Below are 22,898 nucleotides of genomic sequence, written 5' to 3'. Positions count from 1 at the left end.
TCTTCGTACGTCCGGCCTCAGGCGCTGTCGCGGCGGACCGACAGCAGGTCCTCCAACTGCTCCTCGCGGGCCTGCGCGGCCACGAAGAGGAGTTCGTCGCCCGCCTCCAGGGAGTCCTCCTTGGACGGCGTCAGCACGCGGGTGCCGCGGATGATGGTGACCAGGCTGGTGTCCTCGGGCCACTCCACGTCCCCGACCTGGGTGCCGGCCAGCGCCGACTCCTCCGGCAGGGTCAGCTCGACCAGGTTGGCGTCGCCGTGGCTGAAGCGCAGCAGCCGGACCAGGTCGCCGACGCTCACCGCCTCCTCGACCAGGGCGGACATCAGACGCGGCGTGGAGACGGCCACGTCCACGCCCCAGGACTCGTTGAAGAGCCACTCGTTCTTGGGGTTGTTCACCCGGGCGACGACGCGCGGGACGCCGTACTCCGTCTTGGCGAGCAGCGAGACGACCAGGTTGACCTTGTCGTCGCCGGTCGCGGCGATCACGACGTTGCAGCGCTGGAGCGCGGCCTCGTCCAGGGCCGTGATCTCACAGGCGTCGGCCAGCAGCCACTCCGCCTGCGGTACCCGCTCCACCGAGATGGCGGTGGGCGCCTTGTCGATCAGCAGGACCTCGTGGCCGTTCTCCAGCAGTTCCGCCGCGATCGAGCGGCCGACCGCGCCGGCTCCGGCAATGGCGACCCTCATCAGTGACCGCCCTCCTCTTCGGGGCCGTCGGCGAACGCGGCCTCGACCTTCTGGACCTCGTCCGTCCGCATCATCACATGCACCAGGTCGCCCTCCTGGAGGACCGTCTGCGAGGTGGGCAGCACGGCCTCGCCCAGCCGGGTCAGGAACGCCACGCGGACGCCCGTCTCCTCCTGGAGCTTGCTGATCTTGTGGCCGACCCACTTCGCGGAGGCGTGCACCTCGGCGAGCTGGACCCCGCCGGTGGGATCGCGCCACAGCGGCTCCGCGCCCGAGGGCAGCAGCCGGCGCAGCATCTGGTCGGCGGTCCAGCGGACCGTGGCGACGGTCGGGATGCCCAGGCGCTGGTACACCTCGGCCCGGCGGGGGTCGTAGATCCGGGCGGCCACGTTCTCCACGCCGAACATCTCGCGGGCCACCCGGGCGGAGATGATGTTGGAGTTGTCACCGCTGGAGACGGCGGCGAAGGCGCCCGCCTCCTCGATGCCCGCCTCGCGGAGGGTGTCCTGGTCGAAGCCGACACCGGTGACCCGGCGGCCGCCGAATCCCGGCCCCAGCCTGCGGAAGGCGGTGGGGTCCCGGTCGATCACGGCGACCGTGTGTCCCTGTTGCTCCAGGGTCTGGGCGAGAGCGGAACCCACTCTGCCGCAGCCCATGATGACGATGTGCACGACCGTCCTTCCGGTGTCCAAAAGTTGCTGCTCGGCATCAGGGTCTCAGACCGGGGCCCAAAGCTGCACACGCGTGCTTCGTTCCACTCGCCGTCAACCCACCGTGACGGCGCTCATCTGCGTTGTTCCGTGACCCCGGTCACGGACGGAGGGCGGCGCCGAGTGATGCTGCGCACGCTGCACCCGGTGAGGACGGCGAGACCGGCCAGGGCGAGCACGGCTCCGAGCAGCTCGGCGGCGGCGGGCATGGGACCTCCGAAGTGCGACGACGGGCCGGAGCAGTCATCTAGGCACGGGGGCGCACGCACCCCGCACACCCCACTTCCGGGCGCCCCCGATTTCACTCGTGAGGCAGAACGCGGCCACCGGTTGCGCGCCCGCCTGTTCGAAGCCTTACGATCCTCTCTCGTGTCCAAACTGACCGACGTGCCCAAACGGATTCTGATCGGGCGCGCACTGCGCAGTGATCGGCTGGGCGAGACGCTCCTGCCGAAGCGCATCGCCCTCCCCGTCTTCGCCTCCGACCCGCTGTCCTCCGTCGCCTACGCGCCGGGGGAGGTTCTGCTGGTCCTGTCCATCGCGGGCGTGTCGGCGTATCACTTCAGCCCCTGGATCGCCGTCGCGGTCGTCGTGCTGATGTTCACGGTGGTCGCCTCCTACCGGCAGAACGTGCACGCCTACCCCAGCGGTGGCGGCGACTACGAGGTGGCCACCACCAACCTCGGCCCCCGCGCCGGACTGACCGTCGCCAGCGCCCTGCTGGTCGACTACGTCCTCACCGTGGCCGTGTCCATCGCCTCCGGCATCGAGAACCTCGGCTCGGCGGTGCCCTTCGTGGTCGAGCACAAGGTGCTGTGCGCCTGCACGGTGATCGTCCTGCTGACGCTGATGAACCTGCGCGGGGTGAAGGAGTCGGGCAAGCTCTTCGCCATCCCGACCTATGTGTTCGTCGGCGGCGTCTTCATCATGATCGCATGGGGCGCCTTCCGCGGGCTGGTCCTCGGGGACACGATGCGCGCGCCCACGGCCGGCTTCCACATCCGGGCCGAGCACCAGGGCCTCGCGGGCTTCGCGCTGGTCTTCCTGCTGCTGCGGGCCTTCTCCTCCGGCTGTGCCGCGCTCACCGGCGTGGAGGCCATCTCCAACGGCGTCCCCGCCTTCCGCAAGCCCAAGTCGAAGAACGCGGCGACCACGCTCGCCATGATGGGCCTGCTCGCCGTCACCATGTTCTGCGGCATCATCGCGCTCGCCATGACCACCAAGGTCCGCATGGCCGAGTACCCGGCCACCGACCTGCTGCGCGACGGCGTGCCCATCGGCTCCGGCTACGTCCAGAACCCGGTGATCTCCCAGGTCGCCGAGGCGGTGTTCGGCAAGGGCAGCTTCCTGTTCATCGTGCTCGCCGCGGCGACCGCGCTGGTCCTCTTCCTCGCGGCGAACACGGCGTACAACGGCTTCCCGCTGCTCGGCTCGATCCTGGCGCAGGACCGCTATCTGCCCCGCCAGTTGCACACCCGCGGCGACCGCCTGGCGTTCTCCAACGGCATCGTGCTGCTGTCCGGTACGGCGATGCTGCTGGTGGTGATCTACGGCGCCGACTCGACGCGGCTGATCCAGCTCTACATCGTCGGTGTGTTCGTGTCCTTCACGCTCAGCCAGACCGGCATGGTCCGGCACTGGAACCGGCACCTCGCCGCAGAGAAGGACCCGCTCAAGCGCCGCCACATGGTCCGCTCCCGCGCGATCAACGCCTTCGGTGCCTTCTTCACCGGCCTGGTGCTGGTCGTCGTCCTGGTCACCAAGTTCACCCACGGCGCCTGGGTCGCCCTGCTGGGCATGTGCATCTTCTACGTGACGATGACCGCGATCCGTAAGCACTACGACCGGGTCGCGGACGAGATCTCCGCCGTGGACGCCCCTCACGACGACAGCGTGCGGCCCTCGCGGGTGCACTCGCTGGTGCTGGTCTCCAAGATCCACCGCCCCACGCTGCGCGCCCTGGCCTACGCCAAGCTGATGCGCTCCGACACCCTGGAGGCGCTCACCGTCAACGTCGACCCGGCGGAGACCAAGGCGCTGCGCGAGGAGTGGGAGCGGCGTGGGATCGACGTACCGCTGAAGGTGCTGGACTCGCCCTACCGCGAGATCACGCGGCCGATCATCGAGTACGTCAAGAACCTCCGCAAGGAGTCCCCGCGCGACGCGGTGTCGGTGATCATCCCGGAGTACGTGGTCGGTCACTGGTACGAGCATCTGCTGCACAACCAGAGCGCGCTGCGGCTCAAGGGCCGGCTGCTGTTCACGCCCGGTGTGATGGTCACCTCGGTGCCCTACCAGCTCGAGTCCTCCCAGGTGGCCCGCGACCGGGCCCGCCGCAGGCAGGAGTGGAGCGCGCCGGGCGCGGTGCGGCGTGGACCGGCCGAGCGGCCGAAGGACGGGCCGAAGGAGTGAGAGAAGGGGTGCGCGGGACCCCGTAGACTGGTCGGCTGTTGTCCGCGCGGGCCTTTCCGTGGCCGCCGCCCCTTCCTCCCCGATCTTGGAGTCACCCCACCATGCAGGCAGAACAGAAGCAGTCTCTGGTGGGCGAGGAGTACGAGGTCGAGGTCGGCCCCGTCGCCCACGGCGGTCACTGCATCGCCCGTACCGCCGAGGGCCAGGTGCTGTTCGTCCGGCACACGCTGCCGGGGGAGCGGGTCGTGGCGCGGGTGACCGAGGGCGAGGAGGGCGCGCGCTTCCTGCGGGCCGACGCGGTGGAGATCCTGGACGCGTCCAAGGACCGCGTCGAGGCGCCGTGCCCGTTCGCCGGCCCCGGCAAGTGCGGCGGCTGCGACTGGCAGCACGCGAAGCCGGGCGCGCAGCGGCGCCTGAAGGGCGAGGTCATCGCGGAGCAGCTCCAGCGGCTCGCGGGCCTCACCCCGGAGGAGGCCGGCTGGGACGGCACGGTCATGCCGGCCGAGGGCGACAAGCTGCCCGCGGGCCAGGTGCCGCAGTGGCGCACGCGCATGCAGTACGCGGTCGACGTGGACGGCAACGCCGGCCTGCGCCGTCACCGCTCGCACGAGGTCGAGCCGATCGATCACTGCATGATCGCCGCTGAGGGCGTCAGCGAGCTGGGCATCGAGGACCGGGACTGGGCGGGCATGGCCTCCGTCGACGCGATCGCCGCGACGGGCTCGCAGGACCGCATGGTCATCCTGGAGCCCCGCCCCGGCGCCCGGCTGCCGCTCGTCGAGCTGGACCGGCCCGCGTCCGTGATGCGCGTCGACGAGAAGGACGGCGGCGTCCACCGAGTCCACGGCCGCGCCTTCGTCCGCGAGCGCGCCGACGGCCGCACGTACCGCGTCGGCAGCGGCGGCTTCTGGCAGGTCCACCCGAAGGCGGCGGACACCCTGGTGACGGCCGTCATGCAGGGCCTCCTCCCGCGCAAGGGCGAGATGGCCCTGGACCTCTACTGCGGCGCCGGCCTGTTCGCCGGCGCCCTCGCCGACCGCCTCGGCGAGACCGGCGCGGTCCTCGGCATCGAGTCCGGCAAGCGGGCGGTGGAGGACGCGCGGCACAACCTGGCGGGCTTTCCCCGTGTGCGGGTGGAGCAGGGCAAGGTGGAGTCCGTCCTCCCCCGCACCGGCATCACCGAGGTCGACCTCATCGTCCTCGACCCGCCTCGCGCGGGGGCCGGCCGCAAGACGGTGGAGCACCTGACGTCGCTGGGGGCGCGCCGGATCGCTTATGTGGCTTGCGATCCGGCTGCGTTGGCTCGGGATTTGGGGTACTTCCGGGAGGGGGGGTATCGGGTGCGGACGTTGCGGGCTTTTGATCTGTTTCCGATGACTCACCATGTGGAGTGCGTGGCGATTCTGGAGCCGGTGAAGTAGGGCGCCTGGCGGCGAACGACGCGGAGCGTCGTGGCTTCGGCTGGGGTTTCTCGCGCCTGCGGTTCCGGACAGGGAGGAATGAGATGATCCAACCGGGAAGAGGGCGTCAGACCCTACTCTTCGGCATGCTGGCTCTCCTTTGTGGCGCAGTTCTCCTGGTCATTTCCTCCGGGGGTCCGGCGGGCGTATTTGGGTGGCTGCTTATTGTGGGGGGAGCGCTTTGCGTGCCTGTGAGTCTGATCAGCAAGAGGAAGGGGCAGGGGTGATGTGCTCCTTCTCAGCTCCTTGTTGGAGCAGTCCTTCTTGAGTGTGTCGCGATTCAGGGTTCACGCCGTGACGCGTGCGCTGTCGCCCCCGGTGATCGACAGAGCCGTGCCGGACACCATGCGGGCGGCGTCGGAGGCGAGGTAGACGACGGCTGGGGCTACGTCGTCCGGGGCGATCCATGGGACGCCGAGGGGGAGTTTGGCGGCCAGGGAGGTTGCGGCCGTTTCCTCGTCCTTTGAGACCTCGCCGCTGGGGGTGCTGCCGCCGTCCGCGATGGCTTGGGCGTAGCGGTCTTCGTGGCGGGTCAGGGCTGTGTCGATCAGGCCCGGCACGATGGCGTTGACGGTGATGCCGTACTGGCCGAGGTCGAGGGCCGCGGACTTCATCAGCCCGATGATGCCCCACTTGGACGCCGAGTAGGAGGCGCCCCACTTCGTGCCGTGCTGGCCCTGGGTGGACGACGTGACGATGAGCCGGCCTCCGCCTCGAGTGACCAGGTGGGGGCCGAAGGCTCGCAGGGTGTTCGCTGTTCCGGTGAGGTTGTTGTCGATCTGGTCGAACCAGTCGGCGTCGTCCATCTCCAGCAGTGGCTTGAATGCCTGGATTCCGGCGTTGGCGAGTACCACGTCGATACCGCCCCACTCCTGGACGACCCTTTCCGCTGCCGTCCGTAGAGCGGAGATATCGCGGATGTCGGCCTGGAGCGACAGCCATTTCCTACCTTGCGCACGCACGGCCCGGCCCGTTTCCTCCAAGTCCGCCGGTTCGGCCGGCGCGAAGTCCATCCGCGGGCTCACCTCGGCGACGATGTCGAGCCCCGCGACGTCCGCACCGGCGGCCGCGAGCGCGATTGCGGCGGACCGGCCGATACCCCGAGCGGCTCCGGTCACCACCGCCACGCGGCCGGACAGGTCGAAGGGGCTGGTCGAGGCGGTGTGCGTGGTCATGGGGCGAAGTTTGGCGGAGGAGGCGGGGCGGATCGACCGACTGCCCGGCGACTGGTCCGAAGCGGGCACTATTTCACTCGGCCGCTGCGCCAGACGATGAAGCGCTCGATGCGGGTAACCGCCGTGGCAGGAGGTACGGGCGATCAGCCACGGGCCGGAACAGGTTCCGCCATGGCAGCCGGAGGCGGCCGGTACTCCATCAGCAGACGGCTTCCTTGCGTGCCGACCAGGCGGAATCCCGCCTTGTGCCATGCCCTGACGGCCCGGAGGTTGGACGTCTCGGGGTCGACGGTCACCCGGTCCCATCCCAGGACGGTGTGGAGGTGTCGGAGCAGGGCGCGTGCGGCGTCGGGGCCGAGGCCCTGGCCCTGGGCGTGCGGGTTGAGGACCAGGTCGATGCCCCCTTCGCGGGGGCCGGTGGGGACGTACTGGGCGTACCCCACGGCGGCGGCGGCCCTGAGGACCAGCAGGGACACGACCGCCGGCCGGCGCCGGCCGACGTACTTCGCGGAGACTTCCTCGCGGGTGAGCGGCCGGCCGCCCCAGTGGCGGACGAACTCGGGGTCGGAGAACCAGTCGGCGAGCAGCGGCAGATGCTCCTCGGTGGCGGGGATGAGGACGGTCATCTCGCCCTTGATCCCGCCCTCCGGTGTATTCGGCATGAACGCCCTTCCGCTGGCGTGCCCGGCTGATCCAGTCTTCAGGTACGGGCAAGGGAATTCCGGTTGCTCCAGGTTCCGCCGAGGCGGATGCTTGCGTGCCGGAGGCGATGCGGGTGATCGATGTGGTGTTGAGCCTGAGCGTACGGGAGTTGACGTACGAGGATCTGGCGTCGTGCGGCTGGGCGGGTACTCCGCTCCATCTCGTCAGCATGGCACGGCAGTTGGAGCGGGTGCGGGCCGGCGAAGTCGATTATCTGGCCGTCTGCGCGCGCAATGACATTCCGATCGCCAAGGGCGGCGTCGACTACCTGGTCGAGCACGGCGTGGGCACGCTGTGGCAACTGGCCGTCCATCCCGCGCTGCAGTCCTGCGGTATCGGCACCGTTCTCGTCTCGGCCGCGGAACGGCGCATCAAGGACCGCGGGCTGCGCTACGCGCAACTGAGCGTCGAGGACGACAACCCGCGTGCCCGCGCCCTCTACGAACGCCTCGGCTACCTCGTCCACGACCGTCGGCCCGAGGCGTGGGACGAGCAGGCTCCCGACGGAACGACGCGTCGCCACGAAACGATCTGCACGGTGATGCGCAAAGACCTGTCGTGAAGGGCCTGCCGTAAGGGCAGAGGCGCTCGAGATGCGCTCCCCGACCCGCGCTGCCTATCCTTGCCGGGGACCCGGGCGGAGCTGCCCGGGGTGTGGCCGTGCAGGCCCCCCACCGCCCAGCAACGGCAAGCCGCCTTCGCGGCGCTCACACCTCCGTGGGAGGGAGTTGCGATGAGGCTCATCCACACGCACACGGTCAGGTTCACCGGCGCGGCGCTGGCCGCCATCCCGCTCGCGCTCGGTGCGCTCACCTCCCCGAGCAGCGCACAGGAACCGTCACCCAGCCCCACGGGGACCTTCGGTTCGGGCTGCTCGGCGCTCTCCCAGAAGGCCGACACGGCCAAGGACAAGGTCGTGGACGCCGCGGCCGCGTACCCGCAACTGAGCCAGCTCGTCTCGGCGGCGGTCCGGGCGCATCTCACGGACACCCTGAACGACAAGTCGGACGTCACCGTCTTCGCGCCCGACAACGACGCCTTCAAGAAGGTGAGCGCGTCCCAGCTCTCCTCCCTCCTCAGCGACGAAGGTCAACTGAAGAAGGTGCTGACCTACCACGTGGTGGACCAGAAGATCACGCCGGACCAGTTGTCCGACGGGTCCTTCACCACGGTGGAGGGCGGCAAGCTGACCACGTCCGGCTCGGGCAGCGACTTCAAGGTCAATGGCAAGGCGAACATCGTCTGCGGCAACATCAAGGCCGCGAACGCCACCATTTACGTCGTGGACTCGGTACTCCAGCCTCCGTCCTGACCCGGCAACCGATGAGGCACGGCGTCGCACGCGTACGCGGCCGCCGTGCCTCGTCCCGTCGCCGAACGAGGTCACCGTACGAGGGACTTGAGCGGGCCGCCCGCACCGTGGATAGGGTGGGCGCCGGGCCCGGAGGGACTTGGGGGAAGCGATGGCGTTCGAGCAGGAGTGGGCAGCGATGCGGGCGGCGGCGTCCGAGCGAAGTGCCGTGCGGATCAACAGCGTTCCGGCCGAGGGCGGCGGGAGCGGGTACGAGTTGGTGGTCAATCGGGACGACCTCGGCGCCATCGGCAATGACGCGTATGACCTGTTGGGCCGGATGGGGAAAGAGGGTGACATCGCTCGCTCGTCCACATTTGACGCCGCGACGGCGTTGACCAACGGGAACTTCGCAAGCGGCTCAGCCGTGTTGAAGGTGCACGACTTCTGGCAGACGCATTTGCGGACGCTGCTGGACGCCTGCGCGCAGATCTCGAATCACCTCGATTACAGCAAGGCGCGGCACGCCAAGGACGAAGTGAAGATCGTGGGAGATCTGGCGCAGATCTCCGCGCTCACGGACTACATGAAATAGGGCTCGGGGGAGCGCGCTGCATGCTGAAGTACGAGGACATCATCGACGCCCCGCTGGGGAAGCTGAAGGCCGCGGCCGACGACTGGTCGGAGATGGCGGGGAAGCTGGACAAGCTCGCCACGGACGCCGCCGACGGGATGAAGACGAAAGCGGACAAGGCGGACTGGGAAGGCGTCAACGCGGGCGTCACCAGGGCGTTCATCGGCAAGACCGTCAAGGAGTTCGCGGACGCCGCGGCCGAGGCCAAGGGTGTGAAGCTGATCCTCGAAGACGGTTACACGGCCATCAAGCAGGCCCATGACGACCTGGTCAGCATCCGGGACCATGAGGGCCCCGCGGCCGGCATCCGCGTGGACGGCAAGGGCAAGGTCACGGCCCGGCACCCGATTTCCGAGATCCCCGCCGCGCGGCACGACCCCGACTACAGCGGGCTGCTCCAGAAGGAGAAGCAGAGCATCGAGTCGTGGCAGAAGCGGATCGACCTCATCGTCGACAACTGCAACGACACCGACGTCGCCCTCAAGAACGCCCTCGAAGCCAACGTCACCGACCGCAAGGACTTCAGCGCCCCCACGTACACCAAGCTGGACCAGGAGGAGGCCGCCCGCGCCGCCGCTCTCGCGGCCAAGGGCCGGGACCTCACGCACGCCGAACTCCAGCAGCTCAACGAGCTGTTGAAGGACAACAGTTCGTCGGCGGAGTTCGCCAAGGACTTCTACGGGAACCTCGGCCCCGAGAAGTCGCTCGCGTTCTTCGGCCAGTTGTCCACGGACACGTACGACTACAGCAAGGTCGACCCGGAGCGGCTCAAGGACGTCCAGGAGCTTCAGAAGAACCTCGGTCTCAACCTGGCGACCGCCTCCCACGACAAGGAATTCACCGACAAGTGGGGTCCGGAGCTACGTAAGTTGGGGACAGAGCGCATTCCGCTGGCCAAGCACGACTACGGCGGCCCGTTCGGCTACCAGCTCCTCGGCGGGATCATGCGGAACGGGAACTACGACGCCAAGTTCCTCAACCCGATCGCCGAACACGTGGCGCAACTGCATGCCGAGGACCCGTCCATGTTCGCCGAGAACAAGCAGGTGAACGGCTGGTTGAAGAACCCGTTCAACCCCTCCGGCGTGAACGGAGCCGGTTACGACCCGGCCACCGCCATGCTCGAAGCCCTCGGCAACAGCCCTGACGCGGCGAAGCACTTCTTCGCCGACCCGCCGACCGCGTACAACCAGGACGGCACGGTCGACCACGGTGCCACGGCCAACCTCGGGAAGGACAAGGACGGCCAGGCGATCGACAACTACCTCGACTTCTTCAGCAACGAGAAGTGGGAGTCCTTCCCCGACGTCAACTCGACCGACCCGGACGAGCACAAGGCGTCGCTCGACCAGATGCCCGACGCCCTCGGCCACGCCCTGGAGGCGGCGACCCTCGGCTACCCGGCCGGGCACCCCGACACCCACGTGGTGCGGGACGCGGACAACGCCGCGATCATGCAGAAGGTCATGGAGAAGTACGCCTCCGACCCGGAGCTGCTCAAGAAGCACCACGAGGCGATGGCCGACAGCCTGGGCACCATGGGCGCCGGCTACATCGACGACATCAACTGGGCGCTGGACAAGAACGATCCGGACAGCGTGTTCGCGCCGGGCAAGAATCCCGAGGGGCATCTCGACTTCGGCGACACGGTGGACGGGAACGGGCGGAGCGTCGTACGGGGCTTCCTCAGCACGCTGGGTCAGCATCCGGACGCCTACGCGACTGTCTCCGCCGCCGAGCAGGTCTATACCCGCAGCGCGCTCGAAGAGACGGTGGGCGCGGACGGGAAGATCAGCGAGGGTGCCGCCCGGGCGACCGTCCGTACGGGCGCCGAGGTGCAGGGCATGCTCGACCAGTCCCGCGCCGACCAGGTCGAGGCGACCAACCTCAAGACCCACGAGGACTACGAGAAGGCGGTCGCCAAGCGGGCGGGCTGGGTCGAATTCGGAGCCACGGCGGGCCTCGCGGCGGGGGTTGCCTTCCTGCCCGCGACCGCTGCGGTGGGCGCGGCCGCGGTGCTCATTCCGCTGGCGACCGATACCGCGAGCGGGGCTGCCGAGCAGGTCATCGGGCAGGTCGTCGGCGACGTCGCGGACAACTCGGTGGACGAGCACAAGGAGAAGCTGGAGGACCTCTCGCGGACCGAGAAGACCAAGATCTACTCCGCCGGTGAGAGCATGGCCGAGGCCCCGATGGAAGGTTTCATGCTTAGGAACGGCGTGGACCGCGACAATGACGTGTTCGCGCAGGACCTGCGCGAATCGATGCTGCTCGGCTACGGGGTCGGCAATGACCGGGCACGTCAGCAGGGCAACGACCCGGAGACCGGCTGATGAAGGTGCGAACAGTGACCAGTCTTAGGTCGGCACGTGGGGGGCTGCTCTCCGCTGCCTTGGCCGGCTCGTTGCTTCTCGGGGCCACGGGGTGTGGAGGGGACGAGGAGGGGAGTAAAACTCCTAAGGACTACAAGGTCGTTGCGGGGACACAACTCTGCGGCGGCGATGCCGTGTCCGCAGACGCGTCCAAGGCGCTGAAGGTGATCACGGGGTCGTCGCGCTTCGAGGCGTCGGAAGAGAGGGCAACCACCGCACAGGCCGCGGCGGATCTGATCGCGTCGTCCCCGATCGCCACCACGACCAAGAATATCTGTCGCATCTTCACGCCCATCGGTACGCCGGATTTCCAGCTCAGAGCCACTTGGAGGCTGGCCGACCATGCCCCGACGGACGACCCTTCGGCCCCGAAGTTCACTGAGCTGAAGATGGGGGACAAGGCCGTGGCGGCGGCGGACATGGCGTACGTCTATTTCGCGTGCCGGAGCGACAAGGTGCCCAGCTCGTCGGAGGGGGCCCACCTAGTGGTCGGCGTGGAGCACTGGGCTGTGCCGAGGGAACCCGAGGGCAACATCAAGGCGTTGAAAAACGCCTACGCCACCGTCGCCCACTCCTTCTCCCTCGCCATGGCCAAAGAACTCCGCTGCGACAACAACGGCGGCCTCCCCCCGAAGCCCGTGCTGATCCCCGCGTAACGGCCCTACGCCGCCATCCTCCGGTTGTACGACGTACCCGTCGTCGGGTGCTGGGACTCCGCGTACTGGGCGGAGACCGTGTGCCGGATCTTCTTGCGGAGGGCGGTCGGGCGGATGCCGTGGGTTTCGTTGTGGGCAATCTGGAGGGCGCGGCGGCGGTTGGTCTCGTCGATGGCGCGGGCCATCGAGGGGGTCAGGCGGTTGGCGTACATATGCACCTCACCGCTGACGTTGCGCGCCGCGCGGCCGATCATCTGGATCAGGGCCGTGTCGTTGCGGAAGATCCCGTCCTGGTCGGCGTCGAGGATCGCGACCAGCGAGACCTCCGGCAGGTCGAGCCCCTCGCGCAGCAGGTTGATGCCGACGAGGACGTCGTACTCGCCCCGGCGCAGGTCGGCGAGGAGTTCGACGCGGCGCAGGGTGGTCACGCCGGAGTGCAGGTAGCGGACGCGGACGCCCTCGGCGTCGAGGTAGTCGGTCAGCTCCTCCGACATCCGCTTGGTCAGCGTCGTCACCAGGGTCCGCTCGCCCCGGGCGGAGCGCTCGCGGATCTCCGCGAGCAGGTCGTCCATCTGGCCGGCGGTCGGCTTGACCGTCACCTGCGGGTCGAGCAGCCCGGTGGGCCGGATGATCTGCTCGACCACCGCGCCCCGCGCGGCGGTCAGCTCGAACCGGCCCGGCGTCGCGGACAGGTAGACCCGCTGCGGGCAGCGCGCGGCGAACTCCGACCAGGTCAGGGGACGGTTGTCCATCGCTGACGGCAGCCGGAAACCGTGCTCGACCAGGGTGTTCTTGCGCGCGGCGTCGCCGTGGCTCATGCCGGAGAGCTGCGGGACGGTGACGTGCGACTCGTCGATCACGACGAGCATGTCCTCGGGGAAGTAGTCCAGCAGCGTGGACGGCGGTGCGCCGGGTGCGCGGCCGTCCAGGTGCCGGGAGTAGTTCTCCATCCCGGAGGCGACCTGGGTGTGCCGGATCAGCTCGATGTCGTACTCCGTACGCGTCTGCAGCCGGTCGGCCTCCAGCAGCTTGCCGGCCCGGGTCAGCTCCGCGACGCGCTCCTTCAGCTCGGCCTGGATGGAGTCGGCCGCCGCGCGCATCCGCTCGGGGCCCGCGAAGTAGTGGGTGGCGGGGAAGACGCGGGTGCGGTCGATGACCTCGCGTACCTCGCTGGTCTCCGGGTCGACGACGGTCAGCCGCTCGACCGTGTCGCCGAACATCTCCACCCGCAGCATCGTGTTCTCGTACGCGGGGTGGATGTCGATGGTGTCGCCGCGCACGCGGAACCGGCCCGCGGCCGGCTCGCCGTCCGTGCGGGTGTACTGGATGTCGACCAGCGCTGCGAGCAGCTCCTCCCGGTCGACGGTGTCGCCCACCGCCAACTGGAACGAACGGTCGAGGTACGACTGGGGCGTGCCCAGGCCGTAGATGCACGACACGGACGCCACGACGATCACGTCACGGCGGCTGAGCAGCGACCAGGTCGCCGAGTGCCGCAGCCGGTCGACCTCCTTGTTGGAGACCGACTCCTTCGCGAAGTAGGTGTCGGTGCTCGGGGCGTACGACTCGGGGCGGTAGTGGTCGTAGAAGGAGACGAAGTACTCGACCGCGTTGTGCGGGAACAGCTCGCGCAGCTCGTTGGCGAGCTGGCCGGCGAGGGTCTTGTTCGGCGCGAGGACGAGGGTGGGGCGCTGGAGCTTCTCGATCAGCCAGGCGGTGGTCGCGGACTTGCCGGTGCCGGTGGCGCCCAGCAGGACCACGTCGCTCTCCCCGGCGCGGAGGTGCTTCTCCAGCCCGGCGATAGCCTGCGGCTGGTCACCGGACGGGGTGTGCGGGGAGACCACCTGGAACGGCCGACCGGCCCGTATGACCTGGTCGGCGGTGTGCTCGGCGAGGGTGATGCGCCGGTTCTCGGACGGGAATGCCATGGGTTCGCTCCTGAACTCGATGGAACCGCTCAGAAGCGGACAAAAGCTATTTAGACTCTGTCCAGTTTGCGTGTAGCACCCAATATTGTCAATGTCTAATAGCTTTACGGGTGACATGTGTGGTACAGCACCCGCGCGGCGCCCTCGTCACAGCACGGCCAGCCGGTCCACCAGCAGCTCCAGCCGCTGCTCCGCGTCCCCCGGCGGCAGCCGTCCCGCTCGGGTCAGGGTGGCGAGGCCGTGCAGGGAGGCCCAGAAGGTCTCGGTGAACAGGCCCGGGTGGACGCCCTCCCCGGCGACCTCCGCGAGGCATTCCAGCAGGGCGGCGAAGGCGTCCTTCAGGGGTTCCGGGGTGTCCTCGCGGGCGAAGGCCAGGCCGCCGTCGAGGCTGAACATGGCGTCGTAGACGGCCGGGTTGCGCTCGGCGAAGTCGAGATACGCGCGGGCGAGGGCGGTGACGCGGCTGCGGGGGTCGCTCGCGGCGGCGGTCGCGGCGCGCAGGGCTACGGCCATCTCCGCGGCGCCCTCCAGGGCCACCGCGCCGATGATCTCGCGTTTGCCGCGGAAGTGGCTGTAGAGGACCGGCTGGCTGTATTCGATGCGCTCGGCGAGCCGGCGTGTGGTGACGGCGTCCCAGCCCTGCTGTTCGGCGAGTTCACGGGCCGTCGCCACGATGAGGCGTTCACGGCTCGCCCGTTCCCGTTCCTTGCGTTCCTGTACGGACATATTTCGATGCTAGCACTGCTAGACAACCGAGCGCTGGTAGAGCTAGCGTTGAATCAATCGCTAGCAGTGCTAGAAAACGGGAGGGTCCATCATGCTCACCGCACTCGAGGTCTTCACCACCGTCGTCGCCGGTCTGATGGTGGGGGTGGAGTTCTCCGTCGCCTTCGTCATCAACCCGATCCTCGGCGGGCTCCCCGGCGACAACGGCCTGCGCGGCCGCATCCACGGCGCCCGGATGCTCGGCGCCGTGATGCCGTTCTGGTACATCGGCTCGCTCGTCCTCGCCGCGGTGTGGGCCGTCGCCGAATGGGGTCACCAAGGCGCCGGCCTCGTCGTCATCGCCGCCGGACTGCTGATGCTGAGCGTGCTCATGTCGATCCTGCTGCTCGTCCCGATCAACAACCAGACCAAGGAGTGGACCACGGACAGCCTGCCGGAGGACTGGAAGGAGCAGGCGGCTCGCTGGGACCGCTACCACTACGTCCGCGTCGGCATCCTCATCGGCGCCTTCGCGCTACTGGCCGCCGCGCTTGCCTGACGGATCCGACCTGGGGGTCTTCGCTCCGGCTCCCGCCCGCCCGCCGTACGTCCGACAATGGACCCACCCCCGACCAAGGAGCTGAGATGTCGGAGCAATTCGCCGTCGACGACCATGTCCGGTGGAACTCGGAAGCCGGGCACGTACAGGGCGTCATCACCAGGAAGCACACGCACGACGTGGACTGGAAGGGCTACACCCACCACGCCAGCGAGAACGACCCGCAGTACGAGATCAAGAGCGACAAGACGGATCACGTGGCCCTGCACAAGGGGCGCGCGCTCACCAAGGTCGCGTGAACACCGTCGACGCGGTCCGCGAGGTCGTCGCCACGATCCCGCGCGGCCGTGTCGTCTCGTACGGCGACATCGGTAAGCGGATCGGCGTCGGCCCCCGGCAGGTCGGGCGGGTGATGGGCCTGCTCGGGGACGGGGTGCCGTGGTGGCGGGTGGTCCGCGCCGACGGGACGCCCGCCACCTGTCACGAGGGGCGGGCGCCGGGGCTGTTGCGCGGAGAAGGGGTGCCGATGGCCGGCGCGCGGGTGGACATGGGACGCGGCCGGCATCGGTGGGCGGACTGAGGGCGGGGTGGCGGCGAGAACTCGTTCGCCGGTTCGAGAAGATGTCCCCATGACAGAAAGCAACCTGGCCGCCGAGGCCGCGCAGCGCCTCGTGGCCGGTGACCGTGCCGCCGCCCTCTCCCTCTATCTGCGGGCCTGGAACCGTCCGGACGACGAGGTGGCGGAGAGGATCTTCGACATCGTCTCCGAGTGGGGCGACATCGACGCCGCGCTGAAGACCGTCGAGGCCGAGGCGCAGGGCGGCAATCCCGCCGCCTACGAGGCTCTCGCCGAGCTGCTGGTCGAACTCGACCGCCCCAAGGAGGCGTTGGCGGCACTCCGGTCGGCGGCCGAGGGTGGCCGGGACGTCACCCTGATGATCGCCTCCGTCCTGGCCGACGAGCTGGGCGACCGCGAGCAGGCCGAGGAGTACTACCGTCAGGCGCTCGTCGACGACAACCCCCGCGCCCTCAACGACTACGGCGCCTTCCTCAGCGAGGACGACGAACGGCTTGACGAGGCAACCGACTTGCTCCGCCGGGCCATCGAGCGCGGCGACACCATGGCGGCCGGCAACCTCGGCCGTCTCCTCGCGGACGAGGAGAAGTACGAGGAGGCGCTGCCCTGGCTGCAGCAGGCGCTGGACGCCGGGCACCGTTCCGTACTGGCCGTACTCGGCGAGACCGAACACGCCCTCGGCGACCTGGAGTCGGCCCGCACCCACCTCCGCGAGGCTCTCGCCGAGGAGGTCACCGGCGCCCACTTCGCCTACGCCCTCCACCTGGCCGACACCGGTTCCCCCGAGGAGGCCGTACGCCACTACGAGTCCGCCGCCAAGGAGGACGGCGAAACCAACGCCCACCTCAACCTCGCCCTGCTCCACGAGGAGTTGGAGCACTGGCCCCAGGCCGACCACCACTACCGCGAGGCCCTCGCCCACCAGGACGAGACGGCGTACGTTTACTACGCGCAGTTCCTCGCGGACCAGAACCGGGGGGACGAGATCGGCGCGTTGCTGAAGTCGGCGGAGCAACTCGCTTTGGACGAGGAGGACTTGGCTGAGCTGAGGGCACTCGCAGAGGAGAACGGCCGCGTGGACAATTCCTGATCGGCTCAGCCGGTCAGAAGAGCCAACATCTCCGTGAAGGACGGGCTGTCTCAGGCGTCAGGCGGGTGACGCCTGAGCAGCACCTTGTTGCCGAGCCCGCCGTGATTGCCCGTACCGAGAGGCTCATTGACCTTGATTTTCGGTCTTCCCCGGCCTGTCCCCATCGGCTTGAGTGGTCAGGAGCTGCAGGGCGGCGTAATAATAGGGCATTTCGTTCGGGTGGAGGGTCAGTCGGGCCACGCACCAGGCGGCTTCCTCTGGCAGCGCCGGGACTTCGGCCTCGCGTATGCGGCGGGCCAAGAAGGCTGTGCGCGGGGACAGGAGCCAGCGCAGCAGGGTCGGCCTCACCTGGCCTCCATAGCGGCGGACAGATTGGCGGCCAGACGGCGGTGCCCCAGGAGCTCCATCATGCTGGACGCGAGCTTCAACAGGTCCTCGGCTTGGTCCTCCGTGACACGCTCGCTGAAGGTGTGGAGCGTCTGGGCGATCAGGACCCAGCGTGATGTCGGGTGCCAGCGGTGCACTTCACGTACCAGTTCGTCCGGATCGCTGCTGGGCAGCGGACCGCCGAGGCGTGGAGACAGCTGGAGCAGGCTGTACAGACGGGCGGAGGAAGGGTCGACCAGGAGTTCGTCCCGGAGAAACTCCATACGGGCCCGGGCCTGGCGGCGTTCCAACTCGTCCAGTTCGTAGTCGTACCGGGTCTGTTCCTTGCGGCGGGCGGCTGCCACCACGTCATCGTCGACGCGGAGGGAAACGGTGACGGCTTTCACGACCACGTCACCGCGAAGCGGAAGCCGGTCGTGCAGGACCGCCGCCACATCCTGTTCGGCCGCGTGCAGGCGCGTCACAGAAGCCTCGTTCAATGTCTTCTCGATCACCTGTCGTGCCACGTGCCCGGCGATGCGTGGGCCGTCCGCCGGCTTCGGCCCTCGTGTCGAGGGATGCCACTCGACGCGGACCGACACCTTGAACGCGAGCCCCGTGTCCCGGCTTTCGCACACGTCGGTGAACGCGTGTACGGACGTGGAACGGTGTCTGCCCGGCCACCTCATGCCGGAATCCGTACTTCGCCGCTCTCGGACACCTTGCGGTGGAAGCTCGCGACGAGGCCGTCGTCGAGCAGCTGGGTCAGTTTCGTGTACACCTCCGTGCGGTCCGGTGCGTCCGAAGGGGTGCCGAATCCGTTCGGCGGGGGTCCGGCGTCCGGGTCCTGGGCCCATGTGCGGACGATCGCCCGTAGCCGGTCCCTCGGACTTTCCCTGGACGTGGCCGTTTCGTCCTGTACCGCCGTGCTGAGGATCGTCAGGACCTCATCCAGCAGCCCGGGGTAGTGACGTGTCGCGTCCAGCCAAAGCCTGACGGCAGCCGCATCCGCGTCATCCGATTCCAGCCCGAGCGCACCGTGCAGCACCGCTCGCCAGCCTGTGGTGAGGTCGGTCGTCGACGGGGTGAAGCCGCTGTCTCCGTCACGGGTGAGCAGGACAGGGAGGGCGGAGGCGGTGTCGTCGGTCGCGGAGGCCAGAGCACGGAACGTCTCTCGCCCCGCCTGCCGCGTCGCGTCGTCGCCGCACCAGGTGACGACGTAGGAGAAGAGAGTCGAGCGAGCGGTGGGCTCGGACCAGAGCTCGTGTACCGCACGCTGAAGCGCGCGGCGTACATCAGGGTCCTGGTCGGCGGCGGCGTGGCGGAGACGCCGCAGCGCCTTCACGGTGTACTGCCTGCCGAACTCCCGCGAACACACCTCCACGGCGGCGAGACGCTGGGCGGTCACACTGGAACGCGCCCATTGCAGGAGCATCTCGTGGATGTAGGAGGCGCTCGCGGCATGGACGCTGGCGGAGTCGACGATATCGACGAGGGTCGGCCACAGGGCCTGCCCCTTCCAGCTCTCCGCAAGCCGTCGCAACGGCTCCTGCCGCCGCTGGCGTACGGCCCACTGAACGGCGAAGGAGCCGATGCGCAGCGCCATCGTCCGCTGCTGCTCCGCGCTGAGGCTGTCCAGGGCCGCCCGGCTGGTCTTCAACGGTGCGTCGGCGAGCCATTTCAGGAACTCGATACGGGACAGCGGGCGGTCGACCCAGAAGTACTCCAGCGCCGCGTCATGCTTCCTCGCCGGCCGTCCCAGTCCGGCCGGCCGAAGACGACCGTGTCGTCGTCTGCCAGGTCGGCGTCGATGGAGTCGACCATCTCGATGACCCCGGGTTCCCGCTGCCCCTCCAAGGCGACTTTGGGCTCGCCGAGTGCCTTCCCCAAGTCTGCTGCGCTGGCGTAGAGATGGGCGACCGGAGCGCCGCGCAAGGCGGAGCAGGACAGGAGGAAGTTGCGCTGGAAACTCGTGCGACTGGTTGTGCGGTGCCACTCGAGTAGCTGAGCACGCCAGTTGCCCCGCGCGGCGAGCACACTGAGTACCTGACGATCGAAGGGGTCGCTGGTGCGACGATTGTGTTTACGCGCGAGGGATTCCAGGTTCGGCGGCTTGCTGTCGGTGGCCCGGTGGGCTTGCAGGATGTGGCCGACGATCTCCAGTACCTCCATCGGGGGCTGCCCGGCGAGCAGCGCCACGATGTCCCGGTCATCGAGCCACTGACGGACCGGGAAGCCTGGAGATTCCGCCTCCAGCCACTTGCGCGCGATGTCCAGTGCCGCGGGTGTGCCGAGTTCCGGCTGGACGTCGTCCGGGGCGCCGGTGCCGACGCGCCGCCACTGCTGCGGCGTAGTCAGCACGACAAGGCGCGCGTTGCGCTGGGCCAACTGGTCGCGTAACCCCTTGAGTGTCGCGCCGAAGGTCTCCGAAACCTCGAAGTCGTCTTCGTCCGGGGGCAGTTCCATCACGTAGGCCCAGTCGCGGACTTGGGGGAGGCGATGCGCGGGGAAGTCAGGGGAGACGCCGAACCCGAGCGGGCCGACGCGCACGCTCGGCTGCTCGTGCCGCAGCCTGGCCAGCATGGCCCGGCCTGCGGTGGTGCGGCCCTTTCCTGGCCTTTCGGCGAGAACGACGACCGAACCGGGCTGTTTCCACGATTGGTAGACCGCCTCGAAGTCCGCGCCTCCCTTGGGCGTGACAAAAATGGCACGTATGGCTTCCATGAAGTCGTCCGAGTATTCGCCGTGTGCAAGTGGTGTGTCGAAAGCAAGACTGAACTTGACGGCGTCCATCTCGCCGAAGTTCATCAGGGCGAGCTGGCGCAGGTGGGCGACCGCGTCGCTGTCCAACAGCGACTTCAGGCCCAGTGGATCAGGTGTGGAGGCATCGGAATGTGGTTCCGATTGTTCACTCTGCATTTTCGACCCCCGTCGCGCGGATAGGTGGGCTGGTTCGATCAGGAGTTATCCGAGCGTGCCCTCGATGTCCAGAGCGGTGAGTTCTCCGCCGTGAAGCACCGTTCGTGCGGTCTGCTGGACATCGACGGATGCCTTCTCGGTCACTCGGCGCGCTCGAAGGGCTCGTACCAGAGCGTCCTGCTTGACCTTGTCGACGTGCTGGACGACGCGGACCCCGGCAGTCGGGCGTCGCTCGCCCGCAAAGGTGAAGCGCTGGTCGTAGATGGTCTCCAGGTCGTCACGCACCTCGCTCAGTGTCCGTACCAGGGCCTCGTTGTCGAGCCGGATCAGGTCCGGGTTGCGCCGGTAGGCAGCCAGCTCTCGGGACGCGCTGGCCAGACGGGCAAGACGGACTTCGGTCAGGGCCTCCGTCTGAAGAGTGAAAGTGGCCGGCGGATCGGCGAGCGCCGTGCGGAATTCCTCTTCCGCACGGGATTGCGCGCGCCGGTCGAGGACCGCTTCCAGTCGACCGAACAGGAAGCCGAAGACCTGGGGAAGCGTGGTGCCGGCCACAGTGGCCAGCGAAAGCTGGTCCGTCATTACAGTCCCCCCGGTGCGTGCTTCACGTGTTCGAGAATCGAACTCTTGCGTACGTCAACTGCCTGCTGGCGAGACGGCAAGGTATTCCCCAAGACTAGAGTTTCGGGGGGCTCGGACGTGAAGGGGGAATCCTGCCAGTTCTCGTGCTGGTGGCTGGCGTGACATTCGATATAGGGATTCGAACTTGATCAGCCGATAGAGGGTTCGCTGTGCTTGATCGACGCCGGATCTCAAGGACTGCTTATTCGATCGCGTTCGATCTGATGTGGTCCAGGGTGAGATGGAACGCTCGCGGCGCTCTGGCCGAATGCGCCGTCTTCCTGGCGAAGTTCACGAAGACCGTGCCGCCAGTACCCGCAACGCCAGCTCCCCCCACCGCAGGTTCTCCTCCTCGAAGGCGATGCCTCGTAGCAGGGTGAGGTACGGGCCCACGCGGTCCGCCTCCGTGAGGTACTCCTCCTCAGTGCGGGCGCCCAACAGCCGTTCGCGCAGGCGCTCGTAGCCGGCGAGCTTGTTGCGGGACCAGTCCATGTGGGCGGTGATGTCGGCCTGGACGGGGGCCGGATCGGCGATGTCGGCGCACTGGACCTTGACCAGGAGGCCGTCGCGGATGGCGGTGGGGCGGGTGAGGGGGTCGGCGAGGTGGGCGCGGAGGGCTGCGTGGCCGGTGTCGGTGAGGGAGAAGAGGCGTTTGTCGGGGCGGCGGTCCTGGCGGATCAGGCGCGCGGTGACCAGGCCCTCGCGCTCCATCCGGTCCAGCTCGCGGTAGAGCTGCTGGGGCGTCGCCGTCCAGAAGTTGGCCACCGAGGCGTTGAAGCCCTTGGCCAGGTCGTAGCCGGATGCCTCGCCCTCCAGGAGGGTGGCCATCACCGCATTGCGCAGGGTCACGTTCTCACCCTACTCTCCAACACACCTATTCAACTTGTTGAGTAAGGAGCACCCTGTGCATCCCTTCCGTGCCGCCGTGGAGAACCGCGACGCCGACGCCATCGAGGCACTCCTCGCCGAGGACGTCGTCTTCACCAGCCCCGTCGCCTTCAAGCCGTACGCGGGCAAGCCGATCACCGCCGCGATCCTGCGCGGCGTGCTGCGGGTGTTCGAGGACTTCCGGTACGTGAAGGAGATCGCCAACCCGGACGGGCGGGACCACGCCTTCGTCTTCACGGCCACGGTGAACGGCCGGGAGATCCAGGGCTGCGACTTCCTGCACTTCGACGAGGAGGGGCGGATCGACGACTTCACCGTCATGGTCCGCCCCCTCTCGGCGGCTCAGGCGCTGTCCGAGGCGATGGGCGCGCAGTTCGAGCGCATCAGCCAGGAGGCGGCCAGCGCCTGAGTCAGCCCAGCCGCTTGAGGACCTCCTCCGCCAGCGGCGCGGAGGACGCCGGGTTCTGCCCCGTGAGCAGGTTCCGGTCGACCACGATCTTCGGCGCCCAGGGCTCGCCCACCTGCACGTCCACGCCCGCCTCGCCGAGCCGCGTCTCCAGCAGCCACTTGGCCTTGTCGGCCAGACCGGCCTGCTGCTCCTCGGCGTTGGAGAAGGCGGTGACCTGGTAGCCGGAGAACGCGTTGGTGCCGTCCGGCCGGGTCGCCGCGAGGAAGGCCGCCGGGGCGTGGCAGACGACGGCGAGCGGCTTGCCGGAGTCCAGGGCGTCGACCAGCAGCCGGCCGGAGGTGGCGTCCACGGCGAGGTCCTCCATCGGGCCGTGGCCGCCGGGGTAGAAGACGGCGTCGTAGTCGTCCAGGTTCACGTCCTCCAGCTTCACCGGGTGCTTGAACTCGGGCGCGGCCTCCAGCGCGGCGGCGATCCGGTCGGCGCCCTCCTGGCCGCCGTTGACCTCCGGCGCGAGGCTGCCCTTGTCGACGGTGGGGACGACCCCGCCCGGCGTCGCCACGACCACCTCGTCACCGGCCTTCTTGAACGCCTCGTACGGCGCGACGGCCTCCTCGGCCCAGAAGCCGGTGGGGTGCCGCGTACCGTCGGCCAGGGTCCAGTGGTCGGCGCCGGTCACGACAAAAAGGATCTTCGACATGAGGTCTCTCCAAGCACTCTGAGGTCGGGGAGCACCGGCTC

Annotated in this window: 25 protein-coding genes; 12 read left to right on the top strand and 13 right to left on the bottom strand. The window is 68.6% G+C overall.

Annotated features, from left to right (window positions below; translation table 11 throughout):
* Positions 1-17 precede the first annotated feature (17 nt).
* The 3 genes from E5083_RS16320 to E5083_RS32020 form a co-directional block, all read right to left on the bottom strand.
* Complete coding sequence (locus tag E5083_RS16320) at positions 18-689, bottom strand: potassium channel family protein (RefSeq protein ID WP_030803048.1); 672 nt, start codon at positions 687-689, stop codon at positions 18-20.
* A complete protein-coding gene (locus E5083_RS16315) occupies positions 689-1,360 on the bottom strand; it encodes a potassium channel family protein (protein ID WP_030803045.1) in 672 nt (223 codons plus the stop codon). The genes E5083_RS16320 and E5083_RS16315 overlap by 1 nt, the downstream gene beginning before the upstream one ends.
* 113 nt (positions 1,361-1,473) lie before the next feature.
* Positions 1,474-1,608 carry a hypothetical protein gene (locus E5083_RS32020; RefSeq protein WP_279632487.1) on the bottom strand — a complete coding sequence of 45 codons (135 nt, stop codon included), beginning with the start codon at positions 1,606-1,608 and terminating at the stop codon, positions 1,474-1,476.
* Positions 1,609-1,768: 160 nt separating this feature from the next.
* Here E5083_RS32020 and E5083_RS16310 point away from each other — a divergent pair, with 160 nt between their 5' ends.
* Positions 1,769-3,811: an APC family permease gene (locus tag E5083_RS16310; RefSeq protein ID WP_135786417.1), complete on the top strand. Its 2,043-nt coding sequence runs from the start codon at positions 1,769-1,771 to the stop codon at positions 3,809-3,811.
* Positions 3,812-3,912: 101 nt separating this feature from the next.
* Positions 3,913-5,232, top strand: coding sequence for a class I SAM-dependent RNA methyltransferase (locus E5083_RS16305; RefSeq protein WP_135786416.1), 1,320 nt, complete (start codon positions 3,913-3,915; stop codon positions 5,230-5,232).
* A 326-nt stretch (positions 5,233-5,558) separates the two neighbouring features.
* Here E5083_RS16305 and E5083_RS16300 read toward each other — a convergent pair whose 3' ends face one another.
* Together E5083_RS16300 and E5083_RS16295 are read right to left on the bottom strand one after the other, a co-directional pair.
* Positions 5,559-6,446, bottom strand: a complete 888-nt coding sequence (locus E5083_RS16300) for an SDR family NAD(P)-dependent oxidoreductase (RefSeq protein ID WP_135786415.1) — start codon at positions 6,444-6,446, stop codon at positions 5,559-5,561.
* A gap of 143 nt (positions 6,447-6,589) precedes the next feature.
* Entirely contained in the window at positions 6,590-7,108 is a 519-nt protein-coding gene (locus E5083_RS16295; protein WP_135786414.1) for a GNAT family N-acetyltransferase, read from the bottom strand.
* 107 nt (positions 7,109-7,215) lie between these two features.
* On the opposite strand from E5083_RS16295, the gene E5083_RS16290 reads away from it, so the two are divergent.
* The 5 genes from E5083_RS16290 to E5083_RS16270 all read left to right on the top strand — a co-directional run bounded on the left by E5083_RS16290 (position 7,216) and on the right by E5083_RS16270 (position 12,101).
* Positions 7,216-7,710, top strand: a complete 495-nt coding sequence (locus E5083_RS16290; protein ID WP_208754071.1) for a GNAT family N-acetyltransferase — start codon at positions 7,216-7,218, stop codon at positions 7,708-7,710.
* Positions 7,711-7,881: 171 nt separating this feature from the next.
* Positions 7,882-8,460 (top strand): fasciclin domain-containing protein, encoded by a 579-nt coding sequence (locus E5083_RS16285; protein ID WP_135786413.1) that lies wholly within the window; start codon positions 7,882-7,884, stop codon positions 8,458-8,460.
* Positions 8,461-8,611: 151 nt separating this feature from the next.
* Positions 8,612-9,034: a hypothetical protein gene (locus E5083_RS16280; protein WP_135786412.1), complete on the top strand. Its 423-nt coding sequence runs from the start codon at positions 8,612-8,614 to the stop codon at positions 9,032-9,034.
* A 20-nt stretch (positions 9,035-9,054) separates the two neighbouring features.
* Positions 9,055-11,406: a MerR family transcriptional regulator gene (locus E5083_RS16275; protein ID WP_135786411.1), complete on the top strand. Its 2,352-nt coding sequence runs from the start codon at positions 9,055-9,057 to the stop codon at positions 11,404-11,406.
* Between the two features lie 5 nt (positions 11,407-11,411).
* Entirely contained in the window at positions 11,412-12,101 is a 690-nt protein-coding gene (locus E5083_RS16270) for a hypothetical protein (protein WP_425276729.1), read from the top strand.
* Between the two features lie 5 nt (positions 12,102-12,106).
* On the opposite strand, the gene uvrB is transcribed toward E5083_RS16270, so the two are convergent.
* Together uvrB and E5083_RS16260 are read right to left on the bottom strand one after the other, a co-directional pair.
* Positions 12,107-14,029 (bottom strand): excinuclease ABC subunit UvrB, encoded by a 1,923-nt coding sequence (gene uvrB / locus E5083_RS16265; protein ID WP_135786410.1) that lies wholly within the window; start codon positions 14,027-14,029, stop codon positions 12,107-12,109.
* A gap of 147 nt (positions 14,030-14,176) precedes the next feature.
* The gene (locus E5083_RS16260; RefSeq protein WP_135786409.1) at positions 14,177-14,755 is read right to left on the bottom strand and encodes a TetR/AcrR family transcriptional regulator; all 579 of its coding nucleotides are present in this window, start codon (positions 14,753-14,755) and stop codon (positions 14,177-14,179) included.
* A 91-nt stretch (positions 14,756-14,846) separates the two neighbouring features.
* Between E5083_RS16260 and E5083_RS16255 the strand changes: the two genes are divergently transcribed.
* The 4 genes from E5083_RS16255 (at position 14,847) to E5083_RS16240 (ending at position 16,960) form a co-directional block, all read left to right on the top strand.
* Positions 14,847-15,293, top strand: a complete 447-nt coding sequence (locus E5083_RS16255; RefSeq protein WP_135786408.1) for an anthrone oxygenase family protein — start codon at positions 14,847-14,849, stop codon at positions 15,291-15,293.
* Between the two features lie 86 nt (positions 15,294-15,379).
* Positions 15,380-15,592 carry a hypervirulence associated TUDOR domain-containing protein gene (locus E5083_RS16250; RefSeq protein WP_135786407.1) on the top strand — a complete coding sequence of 71 codons (213 nt, stop codon included), beginning with the start codon at positions 15,380-15,382 and terminating at the stop codon, positions 15,590-15,592.
* Complete coding sequence (locus E5083_RS16245) at positions 15,589-15,873, top strand: MGMT family protein (RefSeq protein ID WP_135786406.1); 285 nt, start codon at positions 15,589-15,591, stop codon at positions 15,871-15,873. Before E5083_RS16250 ends, E5083_RS16245 begins: the two co-directional genes overlap by 4 nt.
* A 49-nt stretch (positions 15,874-15,922) precedes the next feature.
* Entirely contained in the window at positions 15,923-16,960 is a 1,038-nt protein-coding gene (locus E5083_RS16240) for a tetratricopeptide repeat protein (protein ID WP_135786405.1), read from the top strand.
* A gap of 344 nt (positions 16,961-17,304) precedes the next feature.
* On the opposite strand, the gene E5083_RS16235 is transcribed toward E5083_RS16240, so the two are convergent.
* The 5 genes from E5083_RS16235 to E5083_RS16215 all read right to left on the bottom strand — a co-directional run bounded on the left by E5083_RS16235 (position 17,305) and on the right by E5083_RS16215 (position 21,712).
* Positions 17,305-17,853, bottom strand: coding sequence for a hypothetical protein (locus E5083_RS16235; protein ID WP_244317520.1), 549 nt, complete (start codon positions 17,851-17,853; stop codon positions 17,305-17,307).
* A gap of 158 nt (positions 17,854-18,011) precedes the next feature.
* Entirely contained in the window at positions 18,012-18,932 is a 921-nt protein-coding gene (locus E5083_RS16230; RefSeq protein WP_135786403.1) for a hypothetical protein, read from the bottom strand.
* A gap of 74 nt (positions 18,933-19,006) precedes the next feature.
* Positions 19,007-20,176 (bottom strand): hypothetical protein, encoded by a 1,170-nt coding sequence (locus tag E5083_RS16225; RefSeq protein ID WP_135786402.1) that lies wholly within the window; start codon positions 20,174-20,176, stop codon positions 19,007-19,009.
* 114 nt (positions 20,177-20,290) lie between these two features.
* Positions 20,291-20,824 carry a hypothetical protein gene (locus E5083_RS16220; protein ID WP_135786401.1) on the bottom strand — a complete coding sequence of 178 codons (534 nt, stop codon included), beginning with the start codon at positions 20,822-20,824 and terminating at the stop codon, positions 20,291-20,293.
* Positions 20,825-21,154: 330 nt separating this feature from the next.
* The gene (locus E5083_RS16215; protein ID WP_135786400.1) at positions 21,155-21,712 is read right to left on the bottom strand and encodes a PadR family transcriptional regulator; all 558 of its coding nucleotides are present in this window, start codon (positions 21,710-21,712) and stop codon (positions 21,155-21,157) included.
* A gap of 55 nt (positions 21,713-21,767) precedes the next feature.
* On the opposite strand from E5083_RS16215, the gene E5083_RS16210 reads away from it, so the two are divergent.
* Positions 21,768-22,160 (top strand): nuclear transport factor 2 family protein, encoded by a 393-nt coding sequence (locus tag E5083_RS16210; RefSeq protein WP_135786399.1) that lies wholly within the window; start codon positions 21,768-21,770, stop codon positions 22,158-22,160.
* Between the two features lies 1 nt (position 22,161).
* Here the strand turns inward: E5083_RS16210 and E5083_RS16205 are convergent, their stop codons facing one another.
* Positions 22,162-22,857, bottom strand: a complete 696-nt coding sequence (locus E5083_RS16205; RefSeq protein WP_135786398.1) for a type 1 glutamine amidotransferase domain-containing protein — start codon at positions 22,855-22,857, stop codon at positions 22,162-22,164.
* Positions 22,858-22,898: the final 41 nt, after the last annotated feature.

The sequence above is a fragment of the Streptomyces bauhiniae genome (assembly GCF_004784475.1).
In the GTDB taxonomy this organism is placed as follows: Bacteria; Actinomycetota; Actinomycetes; order Streptomycetales; family Streptomycetaceae; genus Streptomyces; species Streptomyces seoulensis.
Note: the sequence above shows the minus strand (reverse complement) of the source record. Positions and strands in the feature narration are given on the sequence as shown.